Consider the following 23,385-nt stretch of genomic DNA (forward strand, 5'->3'; position numbering starts at 1 on the left):
GGATACTTGCTCCGCCGGGATCACCCGACGATGCGCCGTGCTCCCATCAGGTGCCCGTCCCCGCGGATCGGCCGCACGTCGACCAGCTGGCCCTCGGTGGGCGCGTCGACCATCTTGCCGTTGCCGACGTACATGCCCACGTGATGGATCGCGCCGGCGCTGCCGGAACCGTCGTCGTAGAACAGCAGATCGCCCGCGACGAGCTGGTCCAGCGGCACGGCTTTGCCTGAGGTGAACTGCTGCCGGCTCGTCCGGGGCAAGGTGATCCCGGCTTGTTTGTACGCCCACGAGGTCAGCCCGGAGCAGTCGAACTGGCTCGGGCCGGTGGCGCCCCACTGGTATTCGGAACCGCGTTTGGACAGCGCCGCCTGCAGCGCGTCGTTCGCCGCGCCTGGAGGACCGAGATAGGAACCGCTGTCCTGCACCTGTCCCAGCTTCGTGCGGGCGGCCGAGGGCAGCTGCGCCAGCGCCTTGCGCACCTCGCCGATCTGCTTGTCGAGATCCGTCTTGCGTCCCTGGACTTCTTCCAGCGCGGTGGCGGCGTCGTTCGCGGCCAGCTGCGCCGATTTCTGCGCCTTCTCCGCGGCGGCCTTCGCGTTGTTCGCGGAGGCGACCGCGCGCTGCAGGCCGGTCAGTGTTTCGTTCTTCCGCTCCGCGAGCAGGGAGAGGATGGAGGCGCGATCGAGGAACTCCTGCCGGTTGCTGCTGTCGAGAAGCAGGGCTGTGTTGCTCAATTGGCCGCCTTCGAGCGCGGCGTTCGCGACCTGGTTCGCTTGCGGACGGAGCCGGTCGATCGCCGCCTGCGCGCCGACGACCTCGCCGTTGGCCTTGGCCACGGCCGCGTCGGCCGCGGCACGGTCGTTCTGCCGGGCGGTGAGCGACTCCTGTGCGCCCAGGAGGTCCTCGTCGGCCTTGGCCGCTTGTGCGCCGAGTTCCTGGTAGCGCTGCATCGGATCCTGGCTGCCGCCCGGGGGCGGCGCGGCCTGCGCCGCCGCGGGCAGGGTGGCCAATCCCAGGACGACGAGTGCGGCGGTGGCGGCTATCGGATGTCGGAAGGCACGACGCCGTTGCGGTGTCACGGGTGCTGAATCTCCTGTCGTGGGGACCTGCGTTCGGGGTGGACCGCCCCGCCGGCCCGCGGTCACATTAAGGTAACGCGCGGATCTTGTCCACTATCGCATCTAGTACTAGCGAAGCAGTTGTCGGAATCCGGTGAACAGGAAGGAAAACGTTCGTGCGGGAACGCACGAACCCGGGAGTAGACCCGGAGAACGGCAAAGCGGTGCGCCGGGGCCACGGCGGCCGTGGCCCCGGCGGCCCGGGTCAGCCCTGCGAGAGCAGCCCCTGCATTTCGGTGATCTCGGCCTGCTGGCCGTCGATGATCTTCTGCGCGAGCGCCTTGGCGTCGGCGTTGCCGCCCTTGGCCAGTTCCGTCTTGGCCATGTCGACCGCGCCCTGGTGGTGCTTGATCATCATGCCGAGCCACATCTTGTCGAACTCGGCGCCCTTCATCGTGTCGAGCTTGGCCATGTCCGCGTCGGACATCATGCCCGGCATCGACCCGCCCGGCATCGGCATCGAGGACGACGAGCCCATCCCCGGCATCGACGACATCCCCGGCATGTTGTGGTCGCTCATGCCCGGCATGGCCGAAGCGGAGGAAGAAGCGGCGCCCCACGCGGTGAGCCAGCCTTGCATCTGCTGGATCTCCGGGTCCTGAGCTTTGTCGATCCGGCCGGCGAGGTCGACGACCTTCGGGTTGGTGCTGCGCGAGGACACCATCTTCGCCATGTCCAGTGCCTGCTTGTGGTGCGGGATCATCTGCTGGGCGAAAGCGACGTCGTCGTTGTTGTGGCCCGCGGCCTGCTGGTTCGACGCGGGCGCGGGGGCGGACGACGAGCCCATCTGCATGCCGGACGGCTGATCGCCGCTGTTGCAGGCGCTGAGCGCGAGGGCCGACGCCACCGCGATGCCGCTGATCACCAGAGTTTTGCGCACGACAAATCCTTCTCTCGAAAAGTGATTGCTGAAATGACCGGTGGGGACCAGGCAGGCCCGGCCGGTCAGGTCCGCAGCACGCAGAGAGAAGCAAGGACCAGGCGGCCGCGTCTGTCCGGCGGCCGCCCGGGGACGGGCGAGCCGCGCGGACCGGCGGGGACCGGGAGCTTCGCGGCGGAATGCCTGCGGAAAGCCAGCAGCGCGAGCACCAGTGCGCCGACCGCGTACAGCACGGCGAGACAGAGGTGCAGCATCGTGTGCGCGCCGCCCGGCGTGCCGGGGTGTTCCTCGCCCGAGCCGGTGGGGGCCGCGTCTGCCATCGCGATGGGCGCGTCCGCCATCGCGGCGGGCACGGCGGCCGGGGCCATCGCGTGCGCGGAACCGCCGGGGAGGCTGATGTGGTGCATGGCGGCGATGCACAGCGCCAGCGCACCCAGCAGAAGGATCTGCCGGATGCCGCCGAGCCGGTTCGCCGCCATGCCCCCACCGTACTCAGGCACCGGGCCGCCGACGCTGCCGAGCCCGTCCGAGTGCTATGTCACCCAGTACGAGCGGGGGTAGTCGGCGGCCCGTGTTCAGGCCGCCGGGGCGAGCCGGTTCGCCGCGCCGAGGCTCCGGATCGCCCACGCGCAGGCTGCCCCGAGCAGGGCCAGGATCAACCACGGCGCGGCGGGCACCCCGGCGTCCCGGGCCAGGTCCAGCACGGTCCCGGTGAAGAGGTTGCCGAGCAGGATCCCGACTCCCACCACCGTGTTGTACAGCCCGTAGTGGGTGGCGACGAGCCGATTGCCCGACAGCGCGACGATGGTGTCCATTTCGAACGGGAACACCACCAGCGTGCCCAAAGCCAGCAGCGCCGCGGAGAGGATCAGCGGGACCCAGGTCAGGACTGCGGGGCCGCCGGCGGCACCGGCGGTCAGCGCGGGCGGCAGGAACGCCGCGGCCATCAGCAGCAGGCCGGTGGCGAGGCAGCGGCCCGGGCTCCACCGTTCGCGGCACCAGGCGGTGATCCGGAGCTGCCCGGCGATCGCGAGGGCGCCGGACAGTCCGAAAAGGATCGCGACCAAGGCGGTGCCGGAGAAACCGGGGCCGGCGATCCGGCGCGCCTCGAGCGGCAGCGCGAGGTACACCTGGAACGACAGCACGTACGAGCCGATCATGGCGAGCGAGAACAGCACGAACGAGCGGTTCCGGAACACCCCGGCCCAGTCTTGCCGGATCGAGCGCGGCTGCGCGGGACGCTCGGCCGAGTGCGCCGGCAGCGCGCGGATCTGCAGGACCGTGAGCACCGCGAACACCGCGGCCGCGGTCAGGCAGGTCACCTTGAACGCCACGCTGGTCAAGACGAGCCCGACGACCGGGCCCAGCAGGATGCCGGTCTGGTAGAAGACGTTGAACAGCGCGAACGCCTCGACCCGCCGCTCGCCCGCGTCCGCCGCCAGGTAGGCGCGCACGGCCGGGTTGAACAGCGCACCGGCGAACCCGGTGGCGGCCGAGGCGATGATCAGCGCCGGGACCGAATCGACCAGGCCCAGCAGGGCGAACCCGCCGGTGCGCAGCGCGCAGCCGGCGATGATGAGCGGCTTGTAGCCCAGCCGGTCGGCCAGCGTGCCGCCGATCAGGAACATGCCCTGCTGGGAGAAGTTGCGCACGCCCATCACCAGCCCGACGACCCAGCCGGCCAGCGCGAGGTCCGCCGACAGGTGCGAGGCCAGATACGGCATCAGCATGTAGAAGCCGAGGTTGATGGTGAGCTGGTTGAGCATGAGCAGCCGGGAAGGCCGGTCGAAGGACCGGTACCGGGTGATGAGCGAGGTCACCGGACCACCGCCAGGGTCGGGTCGACGACGTGCGTGCACCGGGTCCAGCGCTGCACGACCCGGTCGGCGGGAGCGCCGATGCGGTCGGGTTCCGCGGCGGGCGGCGCGTCGAGGAGACCGTGCTGCCGGCAGTAGTCGTCGTTGTAGACGGTGTCGAAGTACCGGTTCGGTCCGTCCGGGAAGACGGCGGCGATCCGGGCGTCGGCGGGTTCGGTGCGGGCCAGCCATCCGGCGACGTGCGCGACCGCGCCTACGCTCCAGCCGCCGGTGGCGTGGTGGGACGCGGCGAGCCGGCGGCAGGTCCAGGCCGCTTCCGCGGGGGAGACCCAGTGGACCTCGTCGAACCCCGCGTAGTCGACGTTGCGCGGGTAGATGCTGGAGCCGAGCCCGCGCATGAGCCGGGGTGCCGCGGGCTGGCCGAAGATGGTCGAGCCCACCGTGTCCACGCCGACGACCTTCAGGTGCGGGAAGTATTCCCGCAGCACCCGCGAGACCCCGGCGGAGTGGCCGCCGGTGCCGACCGAGCAGACGAGCACGTCGACCCGGCCGAGCTGGGCGACCAGTTCCAGGGCGAGCGGCGCGTAGGCCGCGACGTTGTCCGGGTTGTGGTACTGGTCCGGGCAGTAGGCTCCCGGCCGCTCGGCGAGCAGCCGGCGCACCCGTTCGCGGCGGGCTTCCTGCCAGCCGCCGGTCGGGTGCGGTTCGGTCACGAGCTCGACCCGGGCGCCGTAGGCGGACAGCATCCGGTGCACGATCGGCTCCAGGCCTGGATCGGTCACCACCGTCACAGGGTGGCCGTGCACGATGCCTGCCAGTGCGAGCCCGAGGCCCAGCGTGCCGCTCGTCGATTCGACGATCGGGGCTCCGGGGGCCAGTTCGCCGCGGGCACGGGCCTGCTCGACCATGTGCAGTGCGGGCCGGTCTTTCATGCCGCCGGGGTTGAATCCTTCGAGCTTGGCCCAGAAGCCGCGTCCCGCGGAGGCGAAGGGCTGATCGACCCAGAGCACCGGGGTGTTGCCGACCGCGCGGGCCGGGCTGTGGCACCGCGCGGCGGCGGTGAGCAGTTGAGGGGGAGAATTCGTTGCGGCAGGGGGCAAGACGGTTTCCATCGAGTCTCTTTTCGCGTGAGTGCCGCGGGCGCGGCGGAACGGGGTGACGGCAGGGGTTCCGGCGCCCGTCAGATCCGCGAGACGCAGAGCTCGATCAGAAGTGCCGAGCCGGGGGATCCCCGGGGCGGCGGCCGTGCGGCCCATGGGCGCGACAGCGGGCGCGCCCCGGGCACCAGGCAGGCCGCGGCTGCCGTGGTGAGCACGGCCAGCCACAGGAAGTCGTTGGCGCTGCGAAGGAATCGGCAGAGCGTGTCGCTGCCGTCGTGGCCGTGGTGCCCTGATCCGCATCCCGGGTCGCTCGGCACCGCCGCGGTGTCGTTCGCGGCCGCGGCGTGCACGACGGCGGACCCGGCGTGGCCGGTCTCGCAGCAGGGTTGCGCGTGCAGGACCAGGAAACCGAACAGCACAGCGAAGACGGCCAGGGCGCGCCAGCCGGCGCGACGCTTCGTGGCGGAATGACACCTCACAGTCAGCGGACCGTATCAGCGATGATCTTGTGCTCGCCACGTTCTGCGGCTGCGATCACCTTGCCATGACTGCGGATTCACTCGTTTGATATGACTACTACGTACGGTAGTTGAAATCCGCGTGACGGGAATCCGACGAACGGCCGGAGCCGGTCGGGTCAGCGGCTGTCCGCCGACCGGCGCACGCGGCTACTACTCTACTAAGTAGAGAAGTAGAAATCGGCCCCCTTGCGACTTTCGTAGCTGTGCCACCGGATCACGCCGGGCTACTTTCATGCGCACTGTCCGCACTCCCGGACGGGTCCCCACGGAAATCGCAAGGAGTTTGCCATGCGCAAATGGCGGCTGCTTTTCCTCACGTCGTTCGCGGTCGCGGCTCTCGCGGCCACTACGGCGGAGGCGTCGGCAAGCAACAGCTGGAACGGATACCACTGGGCTCGCTCGTCCACCTCCAGCACGGTGCGCCTGACCGTGCTCGACAGCGTCACGTCGAGCTGGGACGCCAACCTCAGCAAGGCCAATGCCGACTGGAACCGGTCACCGGTGTTCGAGAACACCCTTTCCACGAGCGACAGCAGCGCGACGACCCGGCGCAGCTGCCCCGCGGCGGCCGGGAAAGTCCGGGTGTGCAACTACACCTACGGCAGCACCGGCTGGCTCGGCGTCGCCGAAATCGATTTGTCGAGCGGCACCCACATCGCGTGGGGAACCACGAAGGTCAACGATTCCTATTCGATGGGGACTTACGCCAAACAGCACGTGATTTGCCAGGAGGTGGGCCACGACTTCGGCCTGGACCACCAGTTCACCAACGCGGGTTCGTGCATGGACTACGCCGGGCAGAGCGACCCGGCCTACGTTTCCCCCAATTCGCACGACTACAGCGAACTGCTCTCGATTTACAACCACGGAGACGGTTCGGCCGCGGCCTCGAACGGCTCGCAGTCGAAGATCGTCGCCGGGGGCGTCGTGACCTCGATCTTCTGGAAGGACTGACCGTCGCGCACCGGCCGGCCCGGCACCTCCGGGGCGGCCGGTGTCCCCTTGTGCGAGGAGATTCCATGAAACCAGCGGTGCCGACAGCTTTTCTGGGAATGCTCGCGGTCGTGGCGGGCGGCTGCAGCTCGGCGGCTCCCCGGGGCGACTCCATTCCTTCGCATCAGCCGTCCGCGGTCAAGGTCCCGTCCGGGACGGTCGACATCGTCGTGGCGGAGCCGGCCAGCCGTGCGGGCCGCGCCGTCCGCTATTTCCGGCTTGAAGACGGCCAGGGAAAAGCGGTGCTGGAGCGTGAATTCCGGACCGCTCCGGCGGAGTTGTCCGCGCCGTTGGCGGTCGGCCGCTACCGGGTGGTCACTTGGACCAGGGACTGCACCGGCGCCTGCCGGGATGCCGTGGACGCGAACCTCGGCCGGGCAGCCGGCATTTGCGGAACCCGTATTACCGTCCCGAATGAAGCGGTGACACGGGTTTCCGTCAGTGCACCGTCCGGTGTGGACTGTTCGATGCGGACAGGCTAGGGCGTCGCGGGTGTGCGGCCGGACTGGCCGAGCAGGACCACGAGCACCGAAACCAGCGCGGATACGGCCACGACTCCGCCGACCAGTTCGGCCGACCAGCGAATACCGTAGGACAGTTGCACCGCCGCCAGCACCCCGGACCACAACAGGACCGGGACGATTCCCGCAGCCGCCAGTGATTGTGCGCGGCGCGACGCTCCCGCTCGTCGTACGCCGTAGAGAGCGGCATCGGCTGCGAGCCCGGCGACAGCGGCGGCGAGAACGACCCGCCCGCCGGTGAAGCCGAAGTCGACGAGCGTGGACGCGAGAACCGCGTGCGCGGTCAGGAACACCGTGGTGGCGCCGAACGGCAGCTTCCACGTCCGGGCGAGGTAGGCCAGCGGCGCGACGACTACGAGGGAGGTCAGCACGTAGCTGCCCAGTCCGGCCTCTGCCCTGGTCTCCGCCGCGATGTGGGCCGGGTGCCCTCGGGGAAGTGCCCGACCGTGTAGACCGGGGCATCGCTGAAGAATCCGGACAGGAAGCTCAACGCGAACGCCGCGACCGCCGACAATGCCAGCAGCGCCAGCACTGTCGCCGCCAGCGACGGTTCGCCTTTCACCCGAGCCGACAGGACCGGCCCCGCCAACAGGAACCCGGCACCGGCGAACAACAGCAGATGCGACGGGCTCAGCAACGCGTCGATCCCGGCCTCGATGCCGAACACCTCGTGCCACGCGAGATCGGCCGCGCCTCCCGCGGCGAAGATCCCGGCGCCCACGAGCGGCCAGCCGTATCCCGCCGGAGGGGCGAGGACCGCCCGCCAGGGCGGCGCCGTTCCGCGCCGCCGCCAGCCCATCGCCAGCAACCAGAGGCCGAGCAGGAGCAGGCCGCCGTAGAGCAGTCCGTGCCACGGCGTGAAGAACGAATCCGGCAGGCCCAGCCAGTGCGCCCGCCCGTCGAGGAACACCGCGACGACGAGCCACAGGCCCAGCAGCGCGGCTCCGATGTCCTCCCAGCGGGCGCTGAACGCGCGACCGGCAGGGGCGAGGCCGGACCGGCTCGCGGTCGTTGCTGCTTCCCGATGCGTGACCATCACGTCCTCCTATACCGGGCAGGGGTATCGAATAACCTGAAGATATACCCCGTGGGGGTATTAGGCAAGCGTGAGGTGCGCTGCCGCGGCGAGCGGGGGACATCGGTACGGCGCGGACGATCTGTCCGGGTGGCGGTCATCCTGTGTGCCAAAGAGGCTGGGCTCGGCCTGCTGTGGCAGCGCGCGGAAATTCGGCGCCGGATGGTCGGTTCGCGGGCGTCACTGGACCTGATCGAGTGCGCTTTGGGCTGCGATCACGAGGATTTCATGCGGCGCGCCCGTTTTCGTGCGGTCGCGGCAGGCGGTCCTGGGATCGAGGCGGGCACGGACGCGGGCCTCGGAGGAACGAGGCCCGCGTCCGCGTTACGCGCCGGCCGAGGGGGAGGGTCCGGCGCGGCCGCGAGACAGCATGCGGGAAGCTCGCGACATAACCGACATACTAGGAAACTTAGTAATTGATGGCAAGGCGGGATTCCGGAAGGCTCCTCGCGTACTACGATCTCGCTTAGTAGAGGTGGCTGGTGCGAGGAGTTGTGACATGCCGAAGGTGTCGACGAGAGGGCGCGACCGCCGCGCGAGGCAGCGCGCGCTCGAGGCCGGGGTCCGCCGCGCGGCGGTCAAGCCCGAGAAGGCCGGCTACACCGGCGCGTACCGGAAATGGCTCGTCGTGCGGGTCGCGGGTTTCGTGCTGATGGGGGTCGGGGTCGTGATGGCGATCGTCCACATCGGAGCGCACCTGGGGAAGTTCTCCTTGCTGCCGACGGTGGGCTTGCAGGACCTGCTGATCGGCTGGCCGATGGCGGGCGTGCTGTTCCTCATCGGCGGGGTGTTCGCGGGCCGGCGGTTTCGCGCCTGACCGTCCTGCGCCGCAGGAGCACCGCGCCGAGCAGGGCTCCGGCGAGCGCGCCCGCGACATTGGCGAGCACGTCGGCGAGGCTGCACCACCGGCCGGGGATCTGCGATTGGGCCAGTTCGATCGCGGGCGGCAGCGTGAGGGCGAGCACGACTGCGGGTACGGTGCGGCCGACGGTGAGCACTGCCGAGGCGGTCAGCGGCAGGAGAAGGAGCAGGTTGAGCACGTTGCCGGCGATCCCGCCGCCAGAGTTCAGCACCGTGCCCACGAGGTCGGGGAAGTCCTCGGGCAGGCAGGCGTGCAGGCCGTTGGTGTGCCGCTCGCTGCCGGGTGGCAGAGTGAGCGCGAGAACCGCGGACAACAGCACGACGGTGATCAGGATGCCGCGCGCGGGCCACTCGGTCCGCTTGGCCAGCGGCCGGGCCGCGGAGAGGCCGACGAGTGCGCCGAGGGCCAGTACGGCAATGGTCCAGGCGGACACGGGCACGACGGCGCCGAATACCAGCACGGCTGCTCCTCGCTGCAGTCCGGCGGGGAAGCCGGGCGGGACACGGGAGCCGACATAATACTAAGTGAAATAGTATCAACGGGGTGAGTTCATTGCGTCTACCATGCTGCGGAACGGATCCGGTGCGGTCCTGGGAACCGGCGTGACCGAGACAGCGGAGGAAGCCGCTCCGGTCCGGACGAGGTCGCGGGTGCGGCTGCACCCGGTGCTGGTGGCCGTCCCGATCGGATGCTGGTTCGCGAGCACGGTGCTGGACCTGGCGGCGCGCTCGCACGATCCACGGGAATTCACCACCGCGGCAACGTGGCTGGTCGGGATCGGGCTGCTCGGCGCAGCGGTCGCCGGGTTCGCGGGATTTGTCGACGGGTTGCCGATCCGCTCGGGCACTGCCGCCTACCGGCGCCTGCTGGTGCACCTGAGCCTGGCGATGGCGCTCATCCTGGCGTACCTGGTCGAGTACGTGCTCCGGCTGGGCGCTCCGCCCGACCGGGCGATCCCGGCGGGCGTGCTGGTTTACGCGCTCGCCAACGCGGCGGCGCTCGTGGCGACCGTGGTGTGGGGCGCGCTGGTCGCGCACCGGCTCGGGACTGCGCTGCCGGATGGTGGCGGCGAAGGCTGACACGGATCGGACCGCCAGACGGCATCGGTAGTTCGTGGGTGAGCACCCGGACGTGAAGCGCGAGGCGGCGAGGTGCGGGCGGTTGCCGAGGCGGCGATCCGTGCAGCAGCAGAGGCAGGACAACCCGGCCGACCTGATCAACGTCGCGTGGAGGAGCTGGTGCGGCCTGCTGAGGGTCGCCGGGGCACGTGACGCCGGACGCGATGGCAGCCGTGCTCCGCACGGATGTCAACCCGCGGTTCACTACGATGGTCGCGGCCCGGGCTGACGGGCCGAGTGTGCCTGCCTGGATCGCGGCCCGGTGGCGGACCCGGCCGCGCGGCGTAGCGAGTTCGATCGGACGAAGACCTGGGCGCAGGCGACCACGCTGGGCAAGTTCCAAGGCACGACTGGCGGATTTGCAGGCACCGCACGCGATCGGCCCGGCCGGGCTGTGGTTGGAGGGGCGTGCTGCCGGGGAATGTCGTGCGCTTCGCCGGTGAGGCACGGATGGCTGCGTCGACATGTGCGAGACCGGCGACTCGAAGTGGGTGACGTTGCTGATCAGCCCGCTGCACAGTAGCGGATCGAGGAGAGTCGCGGTGATTGCCATGTTCTGAAGCACATGGCTGGGACTGTGCGAGCGAGCAGCGGAACGGCTGGCGGCGCTTCAGGACGAGCGGCGGAAGCTGAGTGGCTGGGCGGCGCAGCTGTCTGCGGCGTTCGAGCGGTGTCGGCCTACCACGGCAACAACTAACTGCCCTCGCTGGAGGGGATCTGCCGCTCGCGCCGCCGGTCGCTGTTCACCCTGGTCGACGTTCGATCTTGAGGGTCGAGGTCGAGTTCACGAATTTGGTGGGCTGTGATCCGATCTTGATCTCGCGGGATCACGGTGCCGAGTCCCTCGTGGTGCCATCGGTGGCGCGGAGACTGGCCAGAACCAGCACAGCGCCGCCGACGGTGATGAAGACATCGGCGAGGTTGAATGTGGGGAACCAGCCGGTGTGCAGGTAGTCGGTCACGACCCCGTCGGCGGCCCGGTCGGCGAGGTTGGCGATCGCCCCGGCCAGCACCGCGGCCAGCCCCAGCCGTACAGCCAGGTTCGCCGTGCGTGCTTTGCGCCAGGCGAACACCGCGAGCCCGGCGACGATCAACCCGGTGACACCGAGCACCACCCAACCGGGCAGGGTGTCGCCGAGGCTGAACGCCACCCCGGAGTTGAACGTCAGCCGCAGCTGAATCACCCCGAGATCGGCCGACGTCCCGTCAGCCAAGGCCCCGCTCGCCCAGGCTTTCAGGCCGAGGTCGAGCGCGGCCAGCAGCGCGGCGGTGGCCGCCAGCGCGACCCGTGCTCGGGTCACTCTGGCCGTGCGAGTGGGTTGACCGGTCGTCACGAGGACACCCCGACCGCGGCGGACATCGACGCCGTCTGCCTGCGACCTCCTGTGATCTGCAGGGACTTGGTGCGGCCGGCGCGGACGCCGTTGGCGATGACGACGACCTCGGCCAACTCATGCACCAGTACCACCGCGGCCAAGCCGACCACGCCGAACAACGCCAGCGGGATCAACACGGTGATCAACCCGAGGGACAGGCCGACGTTCTGCAGCATGATCCGCCGGGCGCGGCGGGCGTGGGTGAACGCCTGCGGCAGGTGCCGCAGGTCCTCGCCCATGAGCGCGACGTCAGCGGTCTCGATCGCCACGTCGGTGCCCATCGCGCCCATCGCGATGCCCAGATCGGCGGTGGCCAGGGCCGGCGCGTCGTTGACGCCGTCGCCCACCATCGCGGTGGAGCGCTGGCTGCGCAGCTGTTCGATCAGGCGAGCCTTGTCCTCCGGGCGGAGTTCGGCGTGCACGTTTTCGATCCCGACGTCCTTCGCCAGTGCGGTGGCGGTGGCGTGGTTGTCGCCGGTGAGCATCGCGACGTGGTAGCCGTCCCGGCGAAGCTGCGCCACCACCTCGACGGCTTCCGGGCGAAGCTCGTCGCGGACCGCGATCGCGCCGACGACCTGGCCGTCCTGCTCGACCAGCACCGCGGTCGCGCCGGCCTGCTGCATCCGCGCCACGTCCGTCGCCAGTGAGCTGGGTTCGAGCCAGCCGGGACGCCCCAGCCGAACGGTGCGCCCGTCCAGACGGCCGGTGAGACCCGCCCCGGTGACCGCCTCCACGGCCGAGGCCGGGGTGACCTCGTCGACCGCGGCAAGGATCGCCCTCGCGAGAGGATGTTCGCTGCGGGCCTCCAATGCTGCTGCCAGGTGCAGGACCTGCTCGCGGCTCGCGCCATGGGTGGTGGCGACGTCGATGACGGCGGGCCGGTTCGCGGTGAGGGTGCCGGTCTTGTCCAACGCGACTCCGCGGACCGCACCGAGCGCTTCGAGGGCGGCACCGCCCTTGACCAGCACGCCGAGCTTGCTGGCCGCGCCGACCGCGGCCACGACCGCGACGGGCACGGAGATCGCCAGCGCGCACGGGGAGGCGGCGACGAGCACGACCAGGGCACGCTCGATCCAGGTGACCGGGTCGCCGAGCAGGCTGCCGACCGCAGCGATCAGCGCGGCGGCGATCATGATGCCCGGCACCAACGGTTTCGCGATGCGGTCCGCGAGGCGTTGGGAGGCGCCCTTACGGGCCTGTTCGGCTTCCACGATCCGCACGATCCGCGCCAGGGAGTTGTCCTCCGCGGTGGTGGTGACCTCGACTTCGAGCACGCCGGTGCCGTTGATCGATCCAGCGAACACCTCGCTGCCGGGACCTGCCTCGACCGGCACCGATTCGCCGGTGATCGCCGAGACGTCCAAGGCAGTACGGCCGTCGCGGATGATGCCGTCGGTGGCGATTCGCTCACCGGGCTTGACCAGCATGCTGTCGCCGACCCGCAGCTCGGCCGGCGACACCATGACCTCCGTGCCGTCGCGCAAGACGGTGGCCTGCTCGGGAACCAGGGACAGCAGGGCACGCAGGCCGCGACGGGTGCGGGCCAGCGAGTACTCCTCCAGGCCCTCACTGATGGAGAACAGGAAAGCCAGCATCGAGGCCTCGCCGACCTCGCCGAGAATGACCGCGCCGACCGCGGCGATCGTCATCAGCGTGCCGACCCCGATCTTGCCCTTCACCAGCCGCTTCAGCGTGGACGGGACGAAGGTGTAGGCACCGGCCAGCAACGCCGCCACCTCCAGCACCAGCTCCACCGGCCGCGCCGCGCCGGCCCAGCCGGCGATCAGCGCGGCGAGCAGGAACGCTCCAGAGCTCGCCGCGAACTGCAGTTCCTTGACTTGCCACAGCCGCTCCGGCTCGTGCTCCTCGGCCTCCACGCTCACAGGTTCTTCGTGGCCGCAGCCGCACGCGTCACTCATCGAGCACTCTCCTTGCTATCCCGAATCACGCTGTCCGGGGTTGCGTCGGCCGCGGCGTCGGTGCCGTAGTTCGGGCACAGCGCCACCGCGTTGCCGGTCGCGGCCAGCAGCGTCTCCGCCGACGCCAGCAGGTCCATCAACTCCGGCCGGGCGAGGCTGTAGAACACCTGCCGGCCCTGCGGGCGGCCCACCACCAGCGCGCAATCACGCAGGCAGGCCACGTGCGCCGAGACCGTGGACTGCGCCATCCCCAGCGCGGCCACCAGGTCTGCGACCCGCGCCTCCCCATGAGCGAGGCGTTGCACGATCGCCAGCCGGGTGGCGTCGGAGAGACTGTGGAACAGCGCCACCGCCGGGTCCAAGCCCGCGCCCACGCTCGACGCGAGGCATCCATCCCTGCTTATCATCGCCACAAGACGATGATAGCAGCAATTGGCGATTCAAACGACAACGACTGCGTCAGAGGACGTGCCCGGACTCGCTCGGACCCCAGTAATCCATTTATGCGCATATCACTATACTTGAGGCAGGATAGGCAGCGGACGTGAGCGATGACGACGCGAGAGGTGCAGCGATGAGTAGCGCGACAGGCGAGCAGCCGACAGGCGGCGGGGCGGGGTTGTTGTGCCCGAAATGTGTGTCCCAGATGCTGCCGGTGAACCGGTTCGGGGTGGAGATCGACCAGTGCACCGGTTGCGGCGGGGTATTCCTCGACCGCGGCGAGATGGAACAGCTGGCCACGGCGGAGGCCAGGTTCTACGCCGCCGCCCAGCCCACCCCGCCGTCGCAGCCTGCGCCGCCGCAGTACGCGGCACCGGCTCAGCCGTACTACCCGCCACCCGCCTACGGCGAGCGCCGCCATGGCGGCGGGTTCCTGGGTGAGCTGTTCGGGCAGCACGAGTACCGTCCGCAGCACGGAGGGCACCACGGTGGCCACCACTGAACACCAGGCCCAACGTGCCGGGCAGGCGGAGGGGACCGGCGAGACCGGACACGGACACGGGCACGGGGTGTCGGCGAACGCGGACCGGAAGTGGCTCGGTCTCGCGCTCGGGCTGATCGTGGCGTTCATGACGGCCGAGGTGGTGGTCGGGCTGATCGCCGGATCGCTGGCGCTGATCTCCGACGCCGGGCACATGCTCACCGACGCCGCGTCGATCGTGCTCGCGCTCATCGCGATCCGGCTGGCGGCCCGGCCCGCGCGCGGCAACTACACCTACGGCCTCAAACGCGCCGAGATCCTCTCCGCCCAGGCCAACGGCATCACCCTGCTGTTGCTGACCGCGTGGTTCGTCTACGAGGGCGTACGCCGGCTCATCGACCCCCCACCGGTGGAGGGGCTGCTGGTGTTCATCACCGCACTGGTGGGCATCGCGGTCAACGTGGCCGCGTCCTGGTGCATCAGCCGCGCCAACCGGTCCAGCCTGAACGTCGAGGGTGCGTTCCAGCACATCCTCAACGACCTCTACGCGTTCATCGCGACCGCGGTCGCCGGTGGCGTGATCCTCTGGACCGGCTTCGCCCGCGCGGACGCCATCGCCGCGTTGATCGTCGCGGCGCTGATGGCCAAGGCGGGCTGGGGCCTGGTCAAGGAATCCGGGCGGATCTTCCTCGAAGCCGCCCCCGCGCACCTGGACCCCGAGGCGATCGGCGGCGAGTTGGCCGCCGTGCCCGACGTAGTGCAGATTCACGACCTGCACATCTGGCAGATCACCTCCGGCGACACCGCGCTGTCCGCGCACATCCTCGTCAAACCGGGCGCCGACTGCCACGCCATCCGCCAGGGCGTCGAGGAGATCATGCGCGCACGCCACCACCTGGAACACACCACCCTGCAGGTCGACCACACCACACCCGAGGCCGACGACGAGCACTGCGACCACCCGCACGGCCGGACCTACCGACCCCAGCCATGAACCCCGGCCCAGGTCAGCTCAACGTTTCCACGCGGGCCTGGGCCGGCCGCGCCCGCACGGAGGAACCCACCATGACGACCACGCTACTGGCCGCCGGCTCAGGCACGGCCGGAGTCTGGACCCTGATCGCCATCGTCGTCGCCCTCGCCGCCGCGCTCACCGGAATCGGCATCGCCCAAGCCCGCGACCCCGAACGCCGCCGCATCGCCGCCCAGGCGGGCGAAGCCGGCGCCACCACGACCGGCATGCCCTCCGGAGTCGAGGATCCTGACGGTGCCGCGGCAGGCGACGACGCGGCCGACGACCGCCCGGATGACGGCCTTCCCGAGAGCAGAACGAGAGGCTCCGAGGACGGGGCCGCGCCGAATTCCCCGTAACCGCCCGACGGTGACAGCGGCCTGAGCGAGCATCCGCGTGGCCGTGACCCGAGACCGACAGGACCCGTGACGCAGCCATCATGCCGACCGTTTCCTTGCCACCCTTGACCTGGACCACCGCGCTCACCGCATGGTCCTGGCATCCCGCACCGATCGCGGCGATGCTGGCCTTCGGTCTCTGGTACGCCCTGCGCGTGCGGAAGCTCCGCCGAGCCGGTGGCACCTGGCCCGCAAGCCGCATCGTGTGGTGCTACAGCGGGCTCGGCAGTTACGCCCTCGTCACCGTGACCTCGATCGGGGCCTATCAGAACGTTCTCTTCAGCGTCCGCGCCATCCAAGTCGTCACGCTGCTGATGATCACACCGCAATTCCTCGCCCACGCCCTGCCCGCCCGACTCGCCCGCGACACCGCAACCCCGGCAACCAGGGCACGGTGCAGCCGCATCCTGCACTCGGCCGCCATGCGGGCCGTCACCCATCCGCTGATCGGCGTGCTAGTGCTGCTCGGCGTACCCATCGCGCTCTACGGCAGCGGCTGGTACGAAGCCGGGCTGCGCAGCCACTGGACCAGCGAACTCACCCAAGCCGCGCTACTGATCGCCGGGGCACACTACTTCTGGACCCGCCTGCAACGCGATCCCGTGCCCAAGCTGTACCCGCACGTCGTCTCGGTCGGACTGACCTTCGCCGAAGTCGCCCTCGACGTCATCGTCCCCATCGCCCTGCTCATGTCCGGCAGCCTCGTCGCCGCCGACTACTATCTCGCACTCAACGGCGCAGGAGGGCTTCCCCCCGACACCGACCAGACAACCGGTGCGGCCGTCCTGTGGGGCCTCGGCGACCTCGCCCTCGTACCCTTCCTCATCCTGTCCATGCAGCAACTGCGACGCCGCGACAAGGAACACGCCGCCGAGATCGACGCACAACTCGACCAATACCAACGAGCCGAACAACGCAGACAAAACCCCACAGCAACAGCCGCTGAAACGGCCGGCACTGCTGCGGAACTACCTGCCACGATGCGCCCCTGGTGGGAAGACGACCCGAACGTCGCGGCACACTTCCGATGGACACAGCAAAAACCGCCCCAGGACGGCTAATTCCGGTGCCTCTGCCCGCCATCGCAAGCGGCTTCGCTCACCGGCGGTGCTGGACATCAGCGACCAACCGGTTGTGCCGTCGACAAGAAGACCACGGTGCCGCCTACCGGTGCGCCGGGCTCCATCTGCCCGCAAGGGGGCCAGCCGTCCGGCACGGCGGCCCGGGTCTGGACAAGCGGTACCAGCAGAACACCCACCGCCGATGCGGCGAGCCCAGATGAATCGTGGCCGTGCACTCGATGCGCAGCCGGACGGCGCATCGTCGACGCGAGCGCTGTGACTTCTTCGGCTCGATCGCCGCTGACAGCGAGGGCGAGCTGGAGCAGTTAGGACCCACCGGATGCCGACCGGTGCGCGACGCTCCTGATCAGCGCCGGAGCCTCACCACGGCCTCATTCTGGCATGGCTGACGGAGGTCAGCGGCCCTGGCCGGGAGCGGGCTGGACGGAGCCGCCGGTGCGGGACTGCGGTTTCCGCCCGGCGACGATGTCGTCGAGGGCGGACTTCAGCAGCGGCGGGTCCACCGGGCCGGTGATCTTGGCGACGATGGTTCCGGAGCGGTCGAGGAAGAACGTTTCCGGGATGCCGTAGATCCCGAATTCCATGGCCGCGCGGGAGCCGGGGTCGGTGACGTACTGGTAGCTCTTGCCGCGGCCGAGTTCGTTGAGGAATCCGACCGCGGACTTGGGCTGGTCCTGGTAGCTGATGCCGACGAAGGTCACGCCCGCCGTGCGGTAGGCGTCCGCGGCGGCGGTCAGGGTGGGCTGTTCCTCGCGGCACGGCACGCACCATGAGGCCCAGAAGTTGACCACGACGACCTGGCCGCGCAGCGAACGCAGCGCGAGGCCGCCGTCTCGTTCGAGGTAGGGCAGGGTGAGCTCGGGTGCGGGCTTGCCGATCAGCGGGGTGTCGACCAGGTTCGGGTCGTCGCCGATCCGGGTGCTGATGAGCACGCCGACGGCGACCGCGGCGACGGCGACGGCGAGCGCGGTCCAGCGGAGCCATCGCATGGTGCCGCGGCGGGCGTCGGCGCCGGCTGTCATCGTCCCTCCTTGGCCAGTTCGCGCCGCGCGGTGGCGATCATGGCGTCGACGTCCTGGCGGGTCTGGGCGGGCAGCCCGGGTCGTTGCCGGAGCTGGTCGAGGGTGCGCAGCGCGGCGGCCGGGTTGTTTTGAGCGAAGAGCTGCAGGTTCGCCTGCATCCACAGCGCGGTGTCGGCGGCGCCGGTTCCCGAAGGAAGCGGCGCAGCGGGGGCGCTGGACTGCATGACCTCGTTCCCGGTCACGAAACCGTTCTGGGGACGCTGTTGCACGGCGGCGGGGAGGACGACGACCGCAGCGATCCCGGCCGCGACGAGCGTGCCGAGGTAGGCGATGGTCCTCGTCCGTGCCTCGCGGGTGCGGCGTCGCCGGGAGACGGGCTTGGCGGGTTCGTCGAGGCGGTTGATCGCGTCGGCGGCGGCCTGCTCGTACTCGGCGCGCAGGCGTCGTGCGGCGTCCGGCGGGATTTCCCCGGCGTCGACTTGCGCTTCGAGCGCGAGGATGTCGCGCAGGGCCTGGTCGCGTTCTTCGGCGGCGGTCACAGAGTCTCTCCGGTGCCTTGTTCGCGGGCGTGGCGCAGCGCCAGTTCGACACGCGCGCGTTCGTCGCCGGCCAGTTCCGGGACGTCGGGTCGTTTCCGCAAGAGCCCGGCCAGCAAGAGCGCTCCGGCGGCGATGCCGGCCAGCGGCAGCAGCCACACCCACAGCGTGCGGCCGCTCACTGGCGGATCAAGCAGCACCCAGTCGCCGTAGCGGGCCCGGAAGAAGCCGAGGACCTGCTGATCGCTGCGGCCGGCGGCGACCTGATCCTGCACCGCCTGCCGCATGGCAGTGGCCGTCTCGGACGGCGATTCGGCGATCGACACGCTCTTGCACACCGGGCAGCGCAGTCGCTGGTCGAGGTCGTGCGCCCGGTCCGCGGTCCCGTTCCCGCCGCTGAGGAGCAGCCCGGCGGTGAGGCCGAGCAGGACGAGGATTCCGGCGAGCGCGAGCAGGCTTTTACGCATGGCTCACCGTCTCCTCGGCGGGTTCGGCAGTCGGGGAACCGCGTCGGCGCCGTTCGCTGAGGGCCCACGCGCCGCCCGCGGCCATGAGGAACCCTCCTGTCCACAGCCAGGACATGAGCGGGTAGCGGTAGAGGTTCACCGTCACGGTGCCGGGGGCGATCTGCGCCAGCGCGACGTAGACGTCGCGGCCCGCGGTGCTCCACACGTCCGGGGTGCCGACGGCCTGGGGCTGGTTGGCGAAGGTCTCCAGTTTGGGCTGGGCCGTCCAGGCGAGCTGTCCGTTGTCGCGGAATTCCAGATGCGCGTCGCGCTGGGTGCGGTCGGGTTCGGTGTGTTGCTCGCTCTTGGTGAACATGACGGTGTAGCCGGCGAATTCGGCCGGGTGCTCGGGGGTGAGGGTGACCGTCGCACGGGTCGCGGTGGCTCCGGCCACGGAGATGGCGAGGGCGACGACCGCGACGCCGATGTGCGCGAGCTGCCCGCCCCAATAGGCGCGCTGCCCGGACACCAGCCGCCACAAGCCGGACGGGCGCCGGTTCGGCGCGGTGGCGAACAGATGCCGGATGCTCGCGGAGACGATGGTCGCCGCGAGGAAGGCGACCGCGACGACGCCGACGGAGCGGATTCCCGCCACCGCGAACGCGGCGGCGGCGATGCTGCCGATCAGCATCGGGAAGGCCAGCCGGGTCCAGAGCACGCGCGCGGTCGCCCAGCGGTAGGGGGTGAACGGCCCGGCGCCCATCGCCAGCAGCAGCGCGAACGACAGGGGCACGGCCATCCGGTCGAAGAACGGGCGGCCGACCGAGACCTGGCCTCCGGTGAACGCCTCGACGAAGATCGGGTACACGGTCCCGAGCAGCACGACGAAGGCGAAAAGGCACAGCACCAGGTTGTTGACCAGGAAGAGCCCCTCGCGGCTGGCGAGCCGCAGCGACCCGGTGCGGGAGGCGACGTGTTCGCCGCGCAGCGCGAACAGCGTGAACCCGCCGGCCAGGACGACCACGAAGAAGCCGAGCAAAGCGGGTCCGACCCCGGACTGGGTGAAGGAGTGCACCGACGCCACCACCGAGGACCGGGTGAGGAAGGTGCCCAGGATCGTCAGCGCGAAGGTCGCCAGCGCGAGCACGAAGTTCCACGCCTGCAGGGTTCCGCGCTTCACCTGCACGACGGCGGAGTGGACGAACGCGGTCGCCGCCAGCCAGGGGATCAGCGCCGCGTTCTCGACCGGGTCCCACGCCCAGTAGCCGCCCCAGCCGAGCACCTGGTAGGACCACCACGCGCCGACGATCAGGCCCGCGGTGAGGAACGTCCAGGCGACGAGGTTCGCCCGCCGGGTGCGGACCAGCCAGTCGGTGCCGCCGCGGCGGATGAGCAGCGCCGACATGGCGTAGGCGAACGACACCGTGAACCCGACGAAGCCGAGGTACAGCAGCGGGGGATGGATCGCCACCATGATGTCGTTGCGCAGCAACGGGTTCGGGCCCGGGCCGTCGGCGGGCGGGTTCGCCACGATCCGGAACGGGTTGGCGACGGTGGTCACCAGCCCGAAGAAAAAGGCCGCCACGAGGCCCATGACGCCGAGCGCGCCGGTGCCCAGCCGGTCGCCGGGGTCGGTCACCTTGCGGCGGGCGACGAAGACGTACCCGGCCAGCAGCAGCGTCCACAGGACGATGCTGCCGCCGAGAGCCGACCACGCGCTGGTGATGGTGAACAGCAGCGGCGTGGCACGCGAGTGCGTCTCGGCGACGTAGGACATGGCGAAGTCGTCGGTCAGCAACGCCGTTTCGAGCGCGGCCATCGACAGCACCGCTCCGCCGAGCATCACGAACGAGGCCAGCCGCAACTGTCCGATTCGGACGGAGCCGGGCCGGCGCTGCGCGCGGAATCCGTACCAGGCCAGCACGAGCGACGCGGCGAGGCCGAGGAATGCGCCGCCCCAGCCCGCGGCGGGAAGCACGGCGGTCACCGGGAATCACCTCCAGACGGGGCCGGGGCCGGTGTCGCGGGCGGCCGGTAGTTCTCGTCGTGTTTGACGATCATCGTGTCGGAGTCGAATTGGCCGTCCCGCCAGGAACCTTCGACGATCACCCCGATGCCGGGCTGGAACAGTTGCGCGAGCGGGCCGTTGTGCAGGACGGGGACTGCCGGGCTGCCGGGCTTCACGTCGGAGGACACGACGAACCGCAGCCCTTCCGGGGTGTGGGCGACGCTGCCCGGCCGCACGAACCCGCCGAGCTGGAACCGGCGGCCGTCGGGGTAGTCGGCGTGTTTCGCGATCGCCTCGGCCGGCGTGAGGTAGTAGACGAGGTTGCCGTTGAGGTTCCCGAACATCAGCACCCCGACCAGGACGGCGACGATCCCGATGCCGGCGACGGCGAGCAGGCGGTACCGCTTCACCGCTCCTCCCGTTCCCGCCGGATCGCCTCTGCCCGAAGGCGCAGCCGCAGCGTGTACCCGGCGAGCGTGCCGAAAGCGATGGCGAAGCCGATCGTCACCCAGGCCCATTCAGGCATCCCGCATCCGTCCTTCCAGGTGCGGCGCGGTGACGGCGCCGCCCGCGACTTCGGTGTCCTCGGCCGCTTGTGCGGCAGCGAGTTCGTCCTCCAGCGCGGTGAGCCGGAGCCGGGCGCGCAGCAGCATTCCCGCGAACACGGTGAACGCGACCACGTTGAGCAGCAGCACGGCGAGCATCCGGTGGTCGATCGTCGGATCGCCCGGCTTCAGCACTGTCGGCGGCTGGTGCAGCGCCCGCCACCACACCACCGACATGTGCACGACCGGCACCTGCACGACGGCGACCACGCCGAGCACCGCCGAGCGGCGCGCGCGGGCGACCGGATCGAGCGTCGCCCGGCGCAGGGCCAGATAGCCGAGGTAAACGAAGAACATCAGCGCGGTGGTGACCAGGCGGGGGTCCCAGGTCCACCACACGCCCCACACCGGTTTGCCCCACCAGGAGCCGAGCACGATCGTCAGGCCGGTGAACAGCACCCCGAGTTCCGCGCTCGCCGCGGCGAGCCGGTCGAAGCGGGCGCCGCGGCGCCACAGCCACAGCGCGCTGGCGAGCCCGGTGAGGCCGAAACAGAGGTAGGCGACCCACGCGGTGGGCACGTGCACGTACATCAGCCGCTGGTAGTCGCCTTGGAACCGGTCCGGCGGCGCGAGGACCGCGCCGGCGAGACCGGCCGCGAGCAGGACGAGCGCGGCGGCGGGAAGCCGCCTGCCGAACAGGTTCATGACGATTCCTCCAACGCGTTCGCGCCGAGCAGCAGAGCGAGCCAGCCGATTCCGGTGACGGTGACCAGCAGCAGCAACCACAGCCACGGGACCTGCCCGTAGCCGCCTTCCTCGACCAGTTCGGTCGCACCCAGCAGAAGCGGCAGCGCCAGCGGGCAGACCAGCAGCGGCCCGAGCGTGCTGCGGCCTGCCATGCCGTGCACCAACGCGCCGGCGAGAGTGCCGAGAGCCGCGAGCCCGGCAGCAGTCAGCGGAAGCGCTGCCGCCAGCCACGCCCACCCGGCGAGATCAGGCTGGTACAGCGCGATCATCACCGGCAGCAGCAGCGTCTCGAACGCGAGCAGGACGACCGCCGTCGCGGCGGCGCGCCCGCCGAGCCGGGCCGCGGCCGGCATTCCGGTCATCCGGAGCATGGCCAGGTGGCCGGGCGAGTCGGTCGCGGTCTGGCGCAGCGCGACCAGCACGCCGAAGAGCAGCACCACGACCCAGTACATGCCCGTGCCCAGCTGGCTGAGCAGCGGGCGGTCCGCACCGACCGCCATCGGCGTCAGCAGCAGCGCGACGGCGCCGAACGGCGTGATGATCCAGAGCGCTTCGCCCGCGCGCGCCTCGATCCGCAACTCGGCGCCGGCGATGGTCCGTGCCTGGCGGAGCGGAGCGGGGGACAGGACGGTCATCGCCACTCGCTTTCCGGGGCGGGTTCGCGGTGCAGCGCGACGAGACCGCCGTCGAGGAGTTCCCCGACCCGGTCGGCCAGCGCCCAGACCCGCGGCGCGTCGTGCGCGACCACGACCGCGGCCCCGCCGCGCGCCCGGACCCGCTGGACGACCAGGTCGACCAGTCCGAACGACGACCGGTCGAGCCCGGCGTGCGGTTCGTCGAGCAACAGCAGCGCCGGTTCGGTCAGCACCACCCTGGCGAGATCGGCACGGCGGAGCATGCCCTGCGAGCAGTGCTCGGCGCGCCGTCCGGCAGCCCGGCGCAGCCCGACGACGTCGAGCGCGTCCGGCACCGCAGCGGCGTCCCGCCCGGTCAGCGCGGCCACATGGCGGAGATTCTCCTCGAGCGTCAGCCGGGGATGCAACGAGGAATCGTGTCCTGCCAAGGCGATCGACGGCCGTGCAGCACGGACTTCGTCGGTGCCGAGCCGGGCGCCGAGCACTTTTCCGGTGCCGGCCGTGGGACGCAGCAGGGTGGCCAGCACGCGCAGGAGAGTGCTTTTCCCCGCGCCGTTCGGGCCGAGCACGCCGTAGACCTCACCCGCACCGACCGCGAGGTCGAGCGCGCGCAGCACCGGCGTGCGGCCCAACCGCACACCGAGCCCGGTCACCGCGATCACTGGCTCGCCCTGCTCTACTATCATCGATCGTAGAGTACAAGCCCTGGCCTGAGACCAGGTCCCGGCCCCC

At 70.5% G+C, this 23,385-nt stretch carries 28 protein-coding genes; 8 read left to right on the forward strand and 20 right to left on the reverse strand.

The window, feature by feature from the left end:
- Positions 1 to 20: 20 nt before the first annotated feature.
- The 6 genes from ATK30_RS27280 to ATK30_RS27305 form a co-directional block, all read right to left on the reverse strand.
- Positions 21 to 1,079: a C40 family peptidase gene (locus ATK30_RS27280; RefSeq protein ID WP_037359777.1), complete on the reverse strand. Its 1,059-nt coding sequence runs from the start codon at positions 1,077 to 1,079 to the stop codon at positions 21 to 23.
- Positions 1,080 to 1,323: 244 nt separating this feature from the next.
- On the reverse strand, positions 1,324 to 1,998 hold the full coding sequence (locus ATK30_RS27285; protein WP_037359780.1) for a DUF305 domain-containing protein: 675 nt from the start codon (positions 1,996 to 1,998) through the stop codon (positions 1,324 to 1,326).
- A gap of 65 nt (positions 1,999 to 2,063) precedes the next feature.
- Positions 2,064 to 2,477, reverse strand: a complete 414-nt coding sequence (locus ATK30_RS27290; RefSeq protein ID WP_037359783.1) for a hypothetical protein — start codon at positions 2,475 to 2,477, stop codon at positions 2,064 to 2,066.
- A gap of 96 nt (positions 2,478 to 2,573) precedes the next feature.
- Complete coding sequence (locus tag ATK30_RS27295; protein ID WP_037359786.1) at positions 2,574 to 3,818, reverse strand: MFS transporter; 1,245 nt, start codon at positions 3,816 to 3,818, stop codon at positions 2,574 to 2,576.
- Positions 3,815 to 4,927 carry a PLP-dependent cysteine synthase family protein gene (locus tag ATK30_RS27300; RefSeq protein WP_037359789.1) on the reverse strand — a complete coding sequence of 371 codons (1,113 nt, stop codon included), beginning with the start codon at positions 4,925 to 4,927 and terminating at the stop codon, positions 3,815 to 3,817. The genes ATK30_RS27295 and ATK30_RS27300 overlap by 4 nt, the downstream gene beginning before the upstream one ends.
- Positions 4,928 to 4,995: 68 nt before the next feature.
- Complete coding sequence (locus ATK30_RS27305; RefSeq protein WP_037359793.1) at positions 4,996 to 5,394, reverse strand: hypothetical protein; 399 nt, start codon at positions 5,392 to 5,394, stop codon at positions 4,996 to 4,998.
- 330 nt (positions 5,395 to 5,724) lie between these two features.
- Between ATK30_RS27305 and ATK30_RS27310 the strand changes: the two genes are divergently transcribed.
- On the forward strand, positions 5,725 to 6,390 hold the full coding sequence (locus tag ATK30_RS27310; protein WP_051165923.1) for a hypothetical protein: 666 nt from the start codon (positions 5,725 to 5,727) through the stop codon (positions 6,388 to 6,390).
- 65 nt (positions 6,391 to 6,455) lie between these two features.
- The gene (locus ATK30_RS27315) at positions 6,456 to 6,911 is read left to right on the forward strand and encodes a hypothetical protein (protein WP_101437989.1); all 456 of its coding nucleotides are present in this window, start codon (positions 6,456 to 6,458) and stop codon (positions 6,909 to 6,911) included.
- Here ATK30_RS27315 and ATK30_RS27320 read toward each other — a convergent pair.
- Together ATK30_RS27320 and ATK30_RS27325 are read right to left on the reverse strand one after the other, a co-directional pair.
- Complete coding sequence (locus tag ATK30_RS27320; protein ID WP_037359798.1) at positions 6,908 to 7,321, reverse strand: hypothetical protein; 414 nt, start codon at positions 7,319 to 7,321, stop codon at positions 6,908 to 6,910. The genes ATK30_RS27315 and ATK30_RS27320 overlap by 4 nt on opposite strands.
- Positions 7,315 to 7,986, reverse strand: a complete 672-nt coding sequence (locus tag ATK30_RS27325) for a hypothetical protein (protein WP_037359801.1) — start codon at positions 7,984 to 7,986, stop codon at positions 7,315 to 7,317. The genes ATK30_RS27320 and ATK30_RS27325 overlap by 7 nt, the downstream gene beginning before the upstream one ends.
- Before the next feature lie 538 nt (positions 7,987 to 8,524).
- Here ATK30_RS27325 and ATK30_RS45685 point away from each other — a divergent pair.
- The gene (locus tag ATK30_RS45685; RefSeq protein ID WP_200862801.1) at positions 8,525 to 8,842 is read left to right on the forward strand and encodes a hypothetical protein; all 318 of its coding nucleotides are present in this window, start codon (positions 8,525 to 8,527) and stop codon (positions 8,840 to 8,842) included.
- On the opposite strand, the gene ATK30_RS27335 is transcribed toward ATK30_RS45685, so the two are convergent.
- Positions 8,802 to 9,347, reverse strand: a complete 546-nt coding sequence (locus tag ATK30_RS27335) for a VanZ family protein (RefSeq protein WP_037359803.1) — start codon at positions 9,345 to 9,347, stop codon at positions 8,802 to 8,804. The two genes, ATK30_RS45685 and ATK30_RS27335, sit on opposite strands and share 41 nt — an antisense overlap.
- A 142-nt stretch (positions 9,348 to 9,489) precedes the next feature.
- Between ATK30_RS27335 and ATK30_RS27340 the strand changes: the two genes are divergently transcribed.
- Positions 9,490 to 9,966 (forward strand): DUF2231 domain-containing protein, encoded by a 477-nt coding sequence (locus ATK30_RS27340; protein WP_158242502.1) that lies wholly within the window; start codon positions 9,490 to 9,492, stop codon positions 9,964 to 9,966.
- Positions 9,967 to 10,832: 866 nt separating this feature from the next.
- Here ATK30_RS27340 and lspA read toward each other — a convergent pair.
- From lspA to ATK30_RS27355, 3 genes are read right to left on the reverse strand one after another with little or no spacing between them, the layout of a single operon-like run.
- Positions 10,833 to 11,306 carry a signal peptidase II gene (lspA, locus tag ATK30_RS27345; protein WP_101437990.1) on the reverse strand — a complete coding sequence of 158 codons (474 nt, stop codon included), beginning with the start codon at positions 11,304 to 11,306 and terminating at the stop codon, positions 10,833 to 10,835.
- Between the two features lie 29 nt (positions 11,307 to 11,335).
- A complete protein-coding gene (locus tag ATK30_RS27350; RefSeq protein WP_037359806.1) occupies positions 11,336 to 13,300 on the reverse strand; it encodes a heavy metal translocating P-type ATPase in 1,965 nt (654 codons plus the stop codon).
- Positions 13,297 to 13,713, reverse strand: coding sequence for an ArsR/SmtB family transcription factor (locus ATK30_RS27355; RefSeq protein WP_037359808.1), 417 nt, complete (start codon positions 13,711 to 13,713; stop codon positions 13,297 to 13,299). The genes ATK30_RS27350 and ATK30_RS27355 overlap by 4 nt, the downstream gene beginning before the upstream one ends.
- Positions 13,714 to 13,874: 161 nt before the next feature.
- On the opposite strand from ATK30_RS27355, the gene ATK30_RS27360 reads away from it, so the two are divergent.
- The 4 genes from ATK30_RS27360 to ATK30_RS27375 all read left to right on the forward strand — a co-directional run bounded on the left by ATK30_RS27360 (position 13,875) and on the right by ATK30_RS27375 (position 16,693).
- Complete coding sequence (locus tag ATK30_RS27360; protein WP_081655065.1) at positions 13,875 to 14,243, forward strand: TFIIB-type zinc ribbon-containing protein; 369 nt, start codon at positions 13,875 to 13,877, stop codon at positions 14,241 to 14,243.
- The gene (locus ATK30_RS27365) at positions 14,230 to 15,216 is read left to right on the forward strand and encodes a cation diffusion facilitator family transporter (protein ID WP_235079083.1); all 987 of its coding nucleotides are present in this window, start codon (positions 14,230 to 14,232) and stop codon (positions 15,214 to 15,216) included. Before ATK30_RS27360 ends, ATK30_RS27365 begins: the two co-directional genes overlap by 14 nt.
- Positions 15,217 to 15,287: 71 nt before the next feature.
- Complete coding sequence (locus tag ATK30_RS27370; RefSeq protein ID WP_037359811.1) at positions 15,288 to 15,593, forward strand: hypothetical protein; 306 nt, start codon at positions 15,288 to 15,290, stop codon at positions 15,591 to 15,593.
- An 80-nt stretch (positions 15,594 to 15,673) separates the two neighbouring features.
- Positions 15,674 to 16,693: a cytochrome c oxidase assembly protein gene (locus ATK30_RS27375; protein ID WP_051165925.1), complete on the forward strand. Its 1,020-nt coding sequence runs from the start codon at positions 15,674 to 15,676 to the stop codon at positions 16,691 to 16,693.
- Between the two features lie 416 nt (positions 16,694 to 17,109).
- On the opposite strand, the gene ATK30_RS27380 is transcribed toward ATK30_RS27375, so the two are convergent.
- The 8 genes from ATK30_RS27380 to ATK30_RS27415 form a co-directional block, all read right to left on the reverse strand.
- A complete protein-coding gene (locus ATK30_RS27380) occupies positions 17,110 to 17,736 on the reverse strand; it encodes a TlpA family protein disulfide reductase (RefSeq protein WP_037359813.1) in 627 nt (208 codons plus the stop codon).
- The gene (locus tag ATK30_RS27385) at positions 17,733 to 18,275 is read right to left on the reverse strand and encodes a hypothetical protein (protein WP_051165926.1); all 543 of its coding nucleotides are present in this window, start codon (positions 18,273 to 18,275) and stop codon (positions 17,733 to 17,735) included. The genes ATK30_RS27380 and ATK30_RS27385 overlap by 4 nt, the downstream gene beginning before the upstream one ends.
- The gene (locus ATK30_RS27390; protein ID WP_037359815.1) at positions 18,272 to 18,739 is read right to left on the reverse strand and encodes a cytochrome c-type biogenesis protein; all 468 of its coding nucleotides are present in this window, start codon (positions 18,737 to 18,739) and stop codon (positions 18,272 to 18,274) included. Before ATK30_RS27390 ends, ATK30_RS27385 begins: the two co-directional genes overlap by 4 nt.
- Entirely contained in the window at positions 18,732 to 20,705 is a 1,974-nt protein-coding gene (locus ATK30_RS27395; protein WP_037359816.1) for a heme lyase CcmF/NrfE family subunit, read from the reverse strand. The genes ATK30_RS27390 and ATK30_RS27395 overlap by 8 nt, the downstream gene beginning before the upstream one ends.
- A complete protein-coding gene (locus ATK30_RS27400; protein ID WP_037359818.1) occupies positions 20,702 to 21,136 on the reverse strand; it encodes a cytochrome c maturation protein CcmE in 435 nt (144 codons plus the stop codon). The genes ATK30_RS27395 and ATK30_RS27400 overlap by 4 nt, the downstream gene beginning before the upstream one ends.
- 108 nt (positions 21,137 to 21,244) lie before the next feature.
- On the reverse strand, positions 21,245 to 21,976 hold the full coding sequence (gene ccsA / locus ATK30_RS27405; RefSeq protein WP_037359819.1) for a cytochrome c biogenesis protein CcsA: 732 nt from the start codon (positions 21,974 to 21,976) through the stop codon (positions 21,245 to 21,247).
- Complete coding sequence (locus ATK30_RS27410; protein WP_037359982.1) at positions 21,973 to 22,653, reverse strand: heme exporter protein CcmB; 681 nt, start codon at positions 22,651 to 22,653, stop codon at positions 21,973 to 21,975. The genes ccsA and ATK30_RS27410 overlap by 4 nt, the downstream gene beginning before the upstream one ends.
- Positions 22,650 to 23,339 carry an ATP-binding cassette domain-containing protein gene (locus ATK30_RS27415; protein ID WP_051165927.1) on the reverse strand — a complete coding sequence of 230 codons (690 nt, stop codon included), beginning with the start codon at positions 23,337 to 23,339 and terminating at the stop codon, positions 22,650 to 22,652. Before ATK30_RS27415 ends, ATK30_RS27410 begins: the two co-directional genes overlap by 4 nt.
- Positions 23,340 to 23,385 lie beyond the last annotated feature (46 nt).

The organism is Amycolatopsis echigonensis, assembly GCF_002846615.1.
Taxonomy (GTDB): domain Bacteria; phylum Actinomycetota; class Actinomycetes; order Mycobacteriales; family Pseudonocardiaceae; genus Amycolatopsis; species Amycolatopsis echigonensis.

Bases quoted from the DNA above. Each gene is read 5' to 3' on its own strand.
- ATK30_RS27290 (WP_037359783.1), bottom strand. From the start codon at position 2,477: ATGGCGGCGAACCGGCTCGGCGGCATCCGGCAGATCCTTCTGCTGGGT.
- ATK30_RS27300 (WP_037359789.1), bottom strand. From the start codon at position 4,927: ATGGAAACCGTCTTGCCCCCTGCCGCAACGAATTCTCCCCCTCAACTG.
- ATK30_RS27310 (WP_051165923.1), top strand. From the start codon at position 5,725: ATGCGCAAATGGCGGCTGCTTTTCCTCACGTCGTTCGCGGTCGCGGCT.
- ATK30_RS27315 (WP_101437989.1), top strand. From the start codon at position 6,456: ATGAAACCAGCGGTGCCGACAGCTTTTCTGGGAATGCTCGCGGTCGTG.
- ATK30_RS27325 (WP_037359801.1), bottom strand. From the start codon at position 7,986: ATGGTCACGCATCGGGAAGCAGCAACGACCGCGAGCCGGTCCGGCCTC.
- ATK30_RS45685 (WP_200862801.1), top strand. From the start codon at position 8,525: ATGCCGAAGGTGTCGACGAGAGGGCGCGACCGCCGCGCGAGGCAGCGC.
- ATK30_RS27350 (WP_037359806.1), bottom strand. From the start codon at position 13,300: ATGAGTGACGCGTGCGGCTGCGGCCACGAAGAACCTGTGAGCGTGGAG.
- ATK30_RS27360 (WP_081655065.1), top strand. From the start codon at position 13,875: ATGAGTAGCGCGACAGGCGAGCAGCCGACAGGCGGCGGGGCGGGGTTG.
- ATK30_RS27370 (WP_037359811.1), top strand. From the start codon at position 15,288: ATGACGACCACGCTACTGGCCGCCGGCTCAGGCACGGCCGGAGTCTGG.
- ATK30_RS27375 (WP_051165925.1), top strand. From the start codon at position 15,674: ATGCCGACCGTTTCCTTGCCACCCTTGACCTGGACCACCGCGCTCACC.
- ATK30_RS27380 (WP_037359813.1), bottom strand. From the start codon at position 17,736: ATGACAGCCGGCGCCGACGCCCGCCGCGGCACCATGCGATGGCTCCGC.
- ATK30_RS27390 (WP_037359815.1), bottom strand. From the start codon at position 18,739: ATGCGTAAAAGCCTGCTCGCGCTCGCCGGAATCCTCGTCCTGCTCGGC.
- ccsA (WP_037359819.1), bottom strand. From the start codon at position 21,976: ATGAACCTGTTCGGCAGGCGGCTTCCCGCCGCCGCGCTCGTCCTGCTC.
- ATK30_RS27410 (WP_037359982.1), bottom strand. From the start codon at position 22,653: ATGACCGTCCTGTCCCCCGCTCCGCTCCGCCAGGCACGGACCATCGCC.
- ATK30_RS27415 (WP_051165927.1), bottom strand. From the start codon at position 23,339: ATGATAGTAGAGCAGGGCGAGCCAGTGATCGCGGTGACCGGGCTCGGT.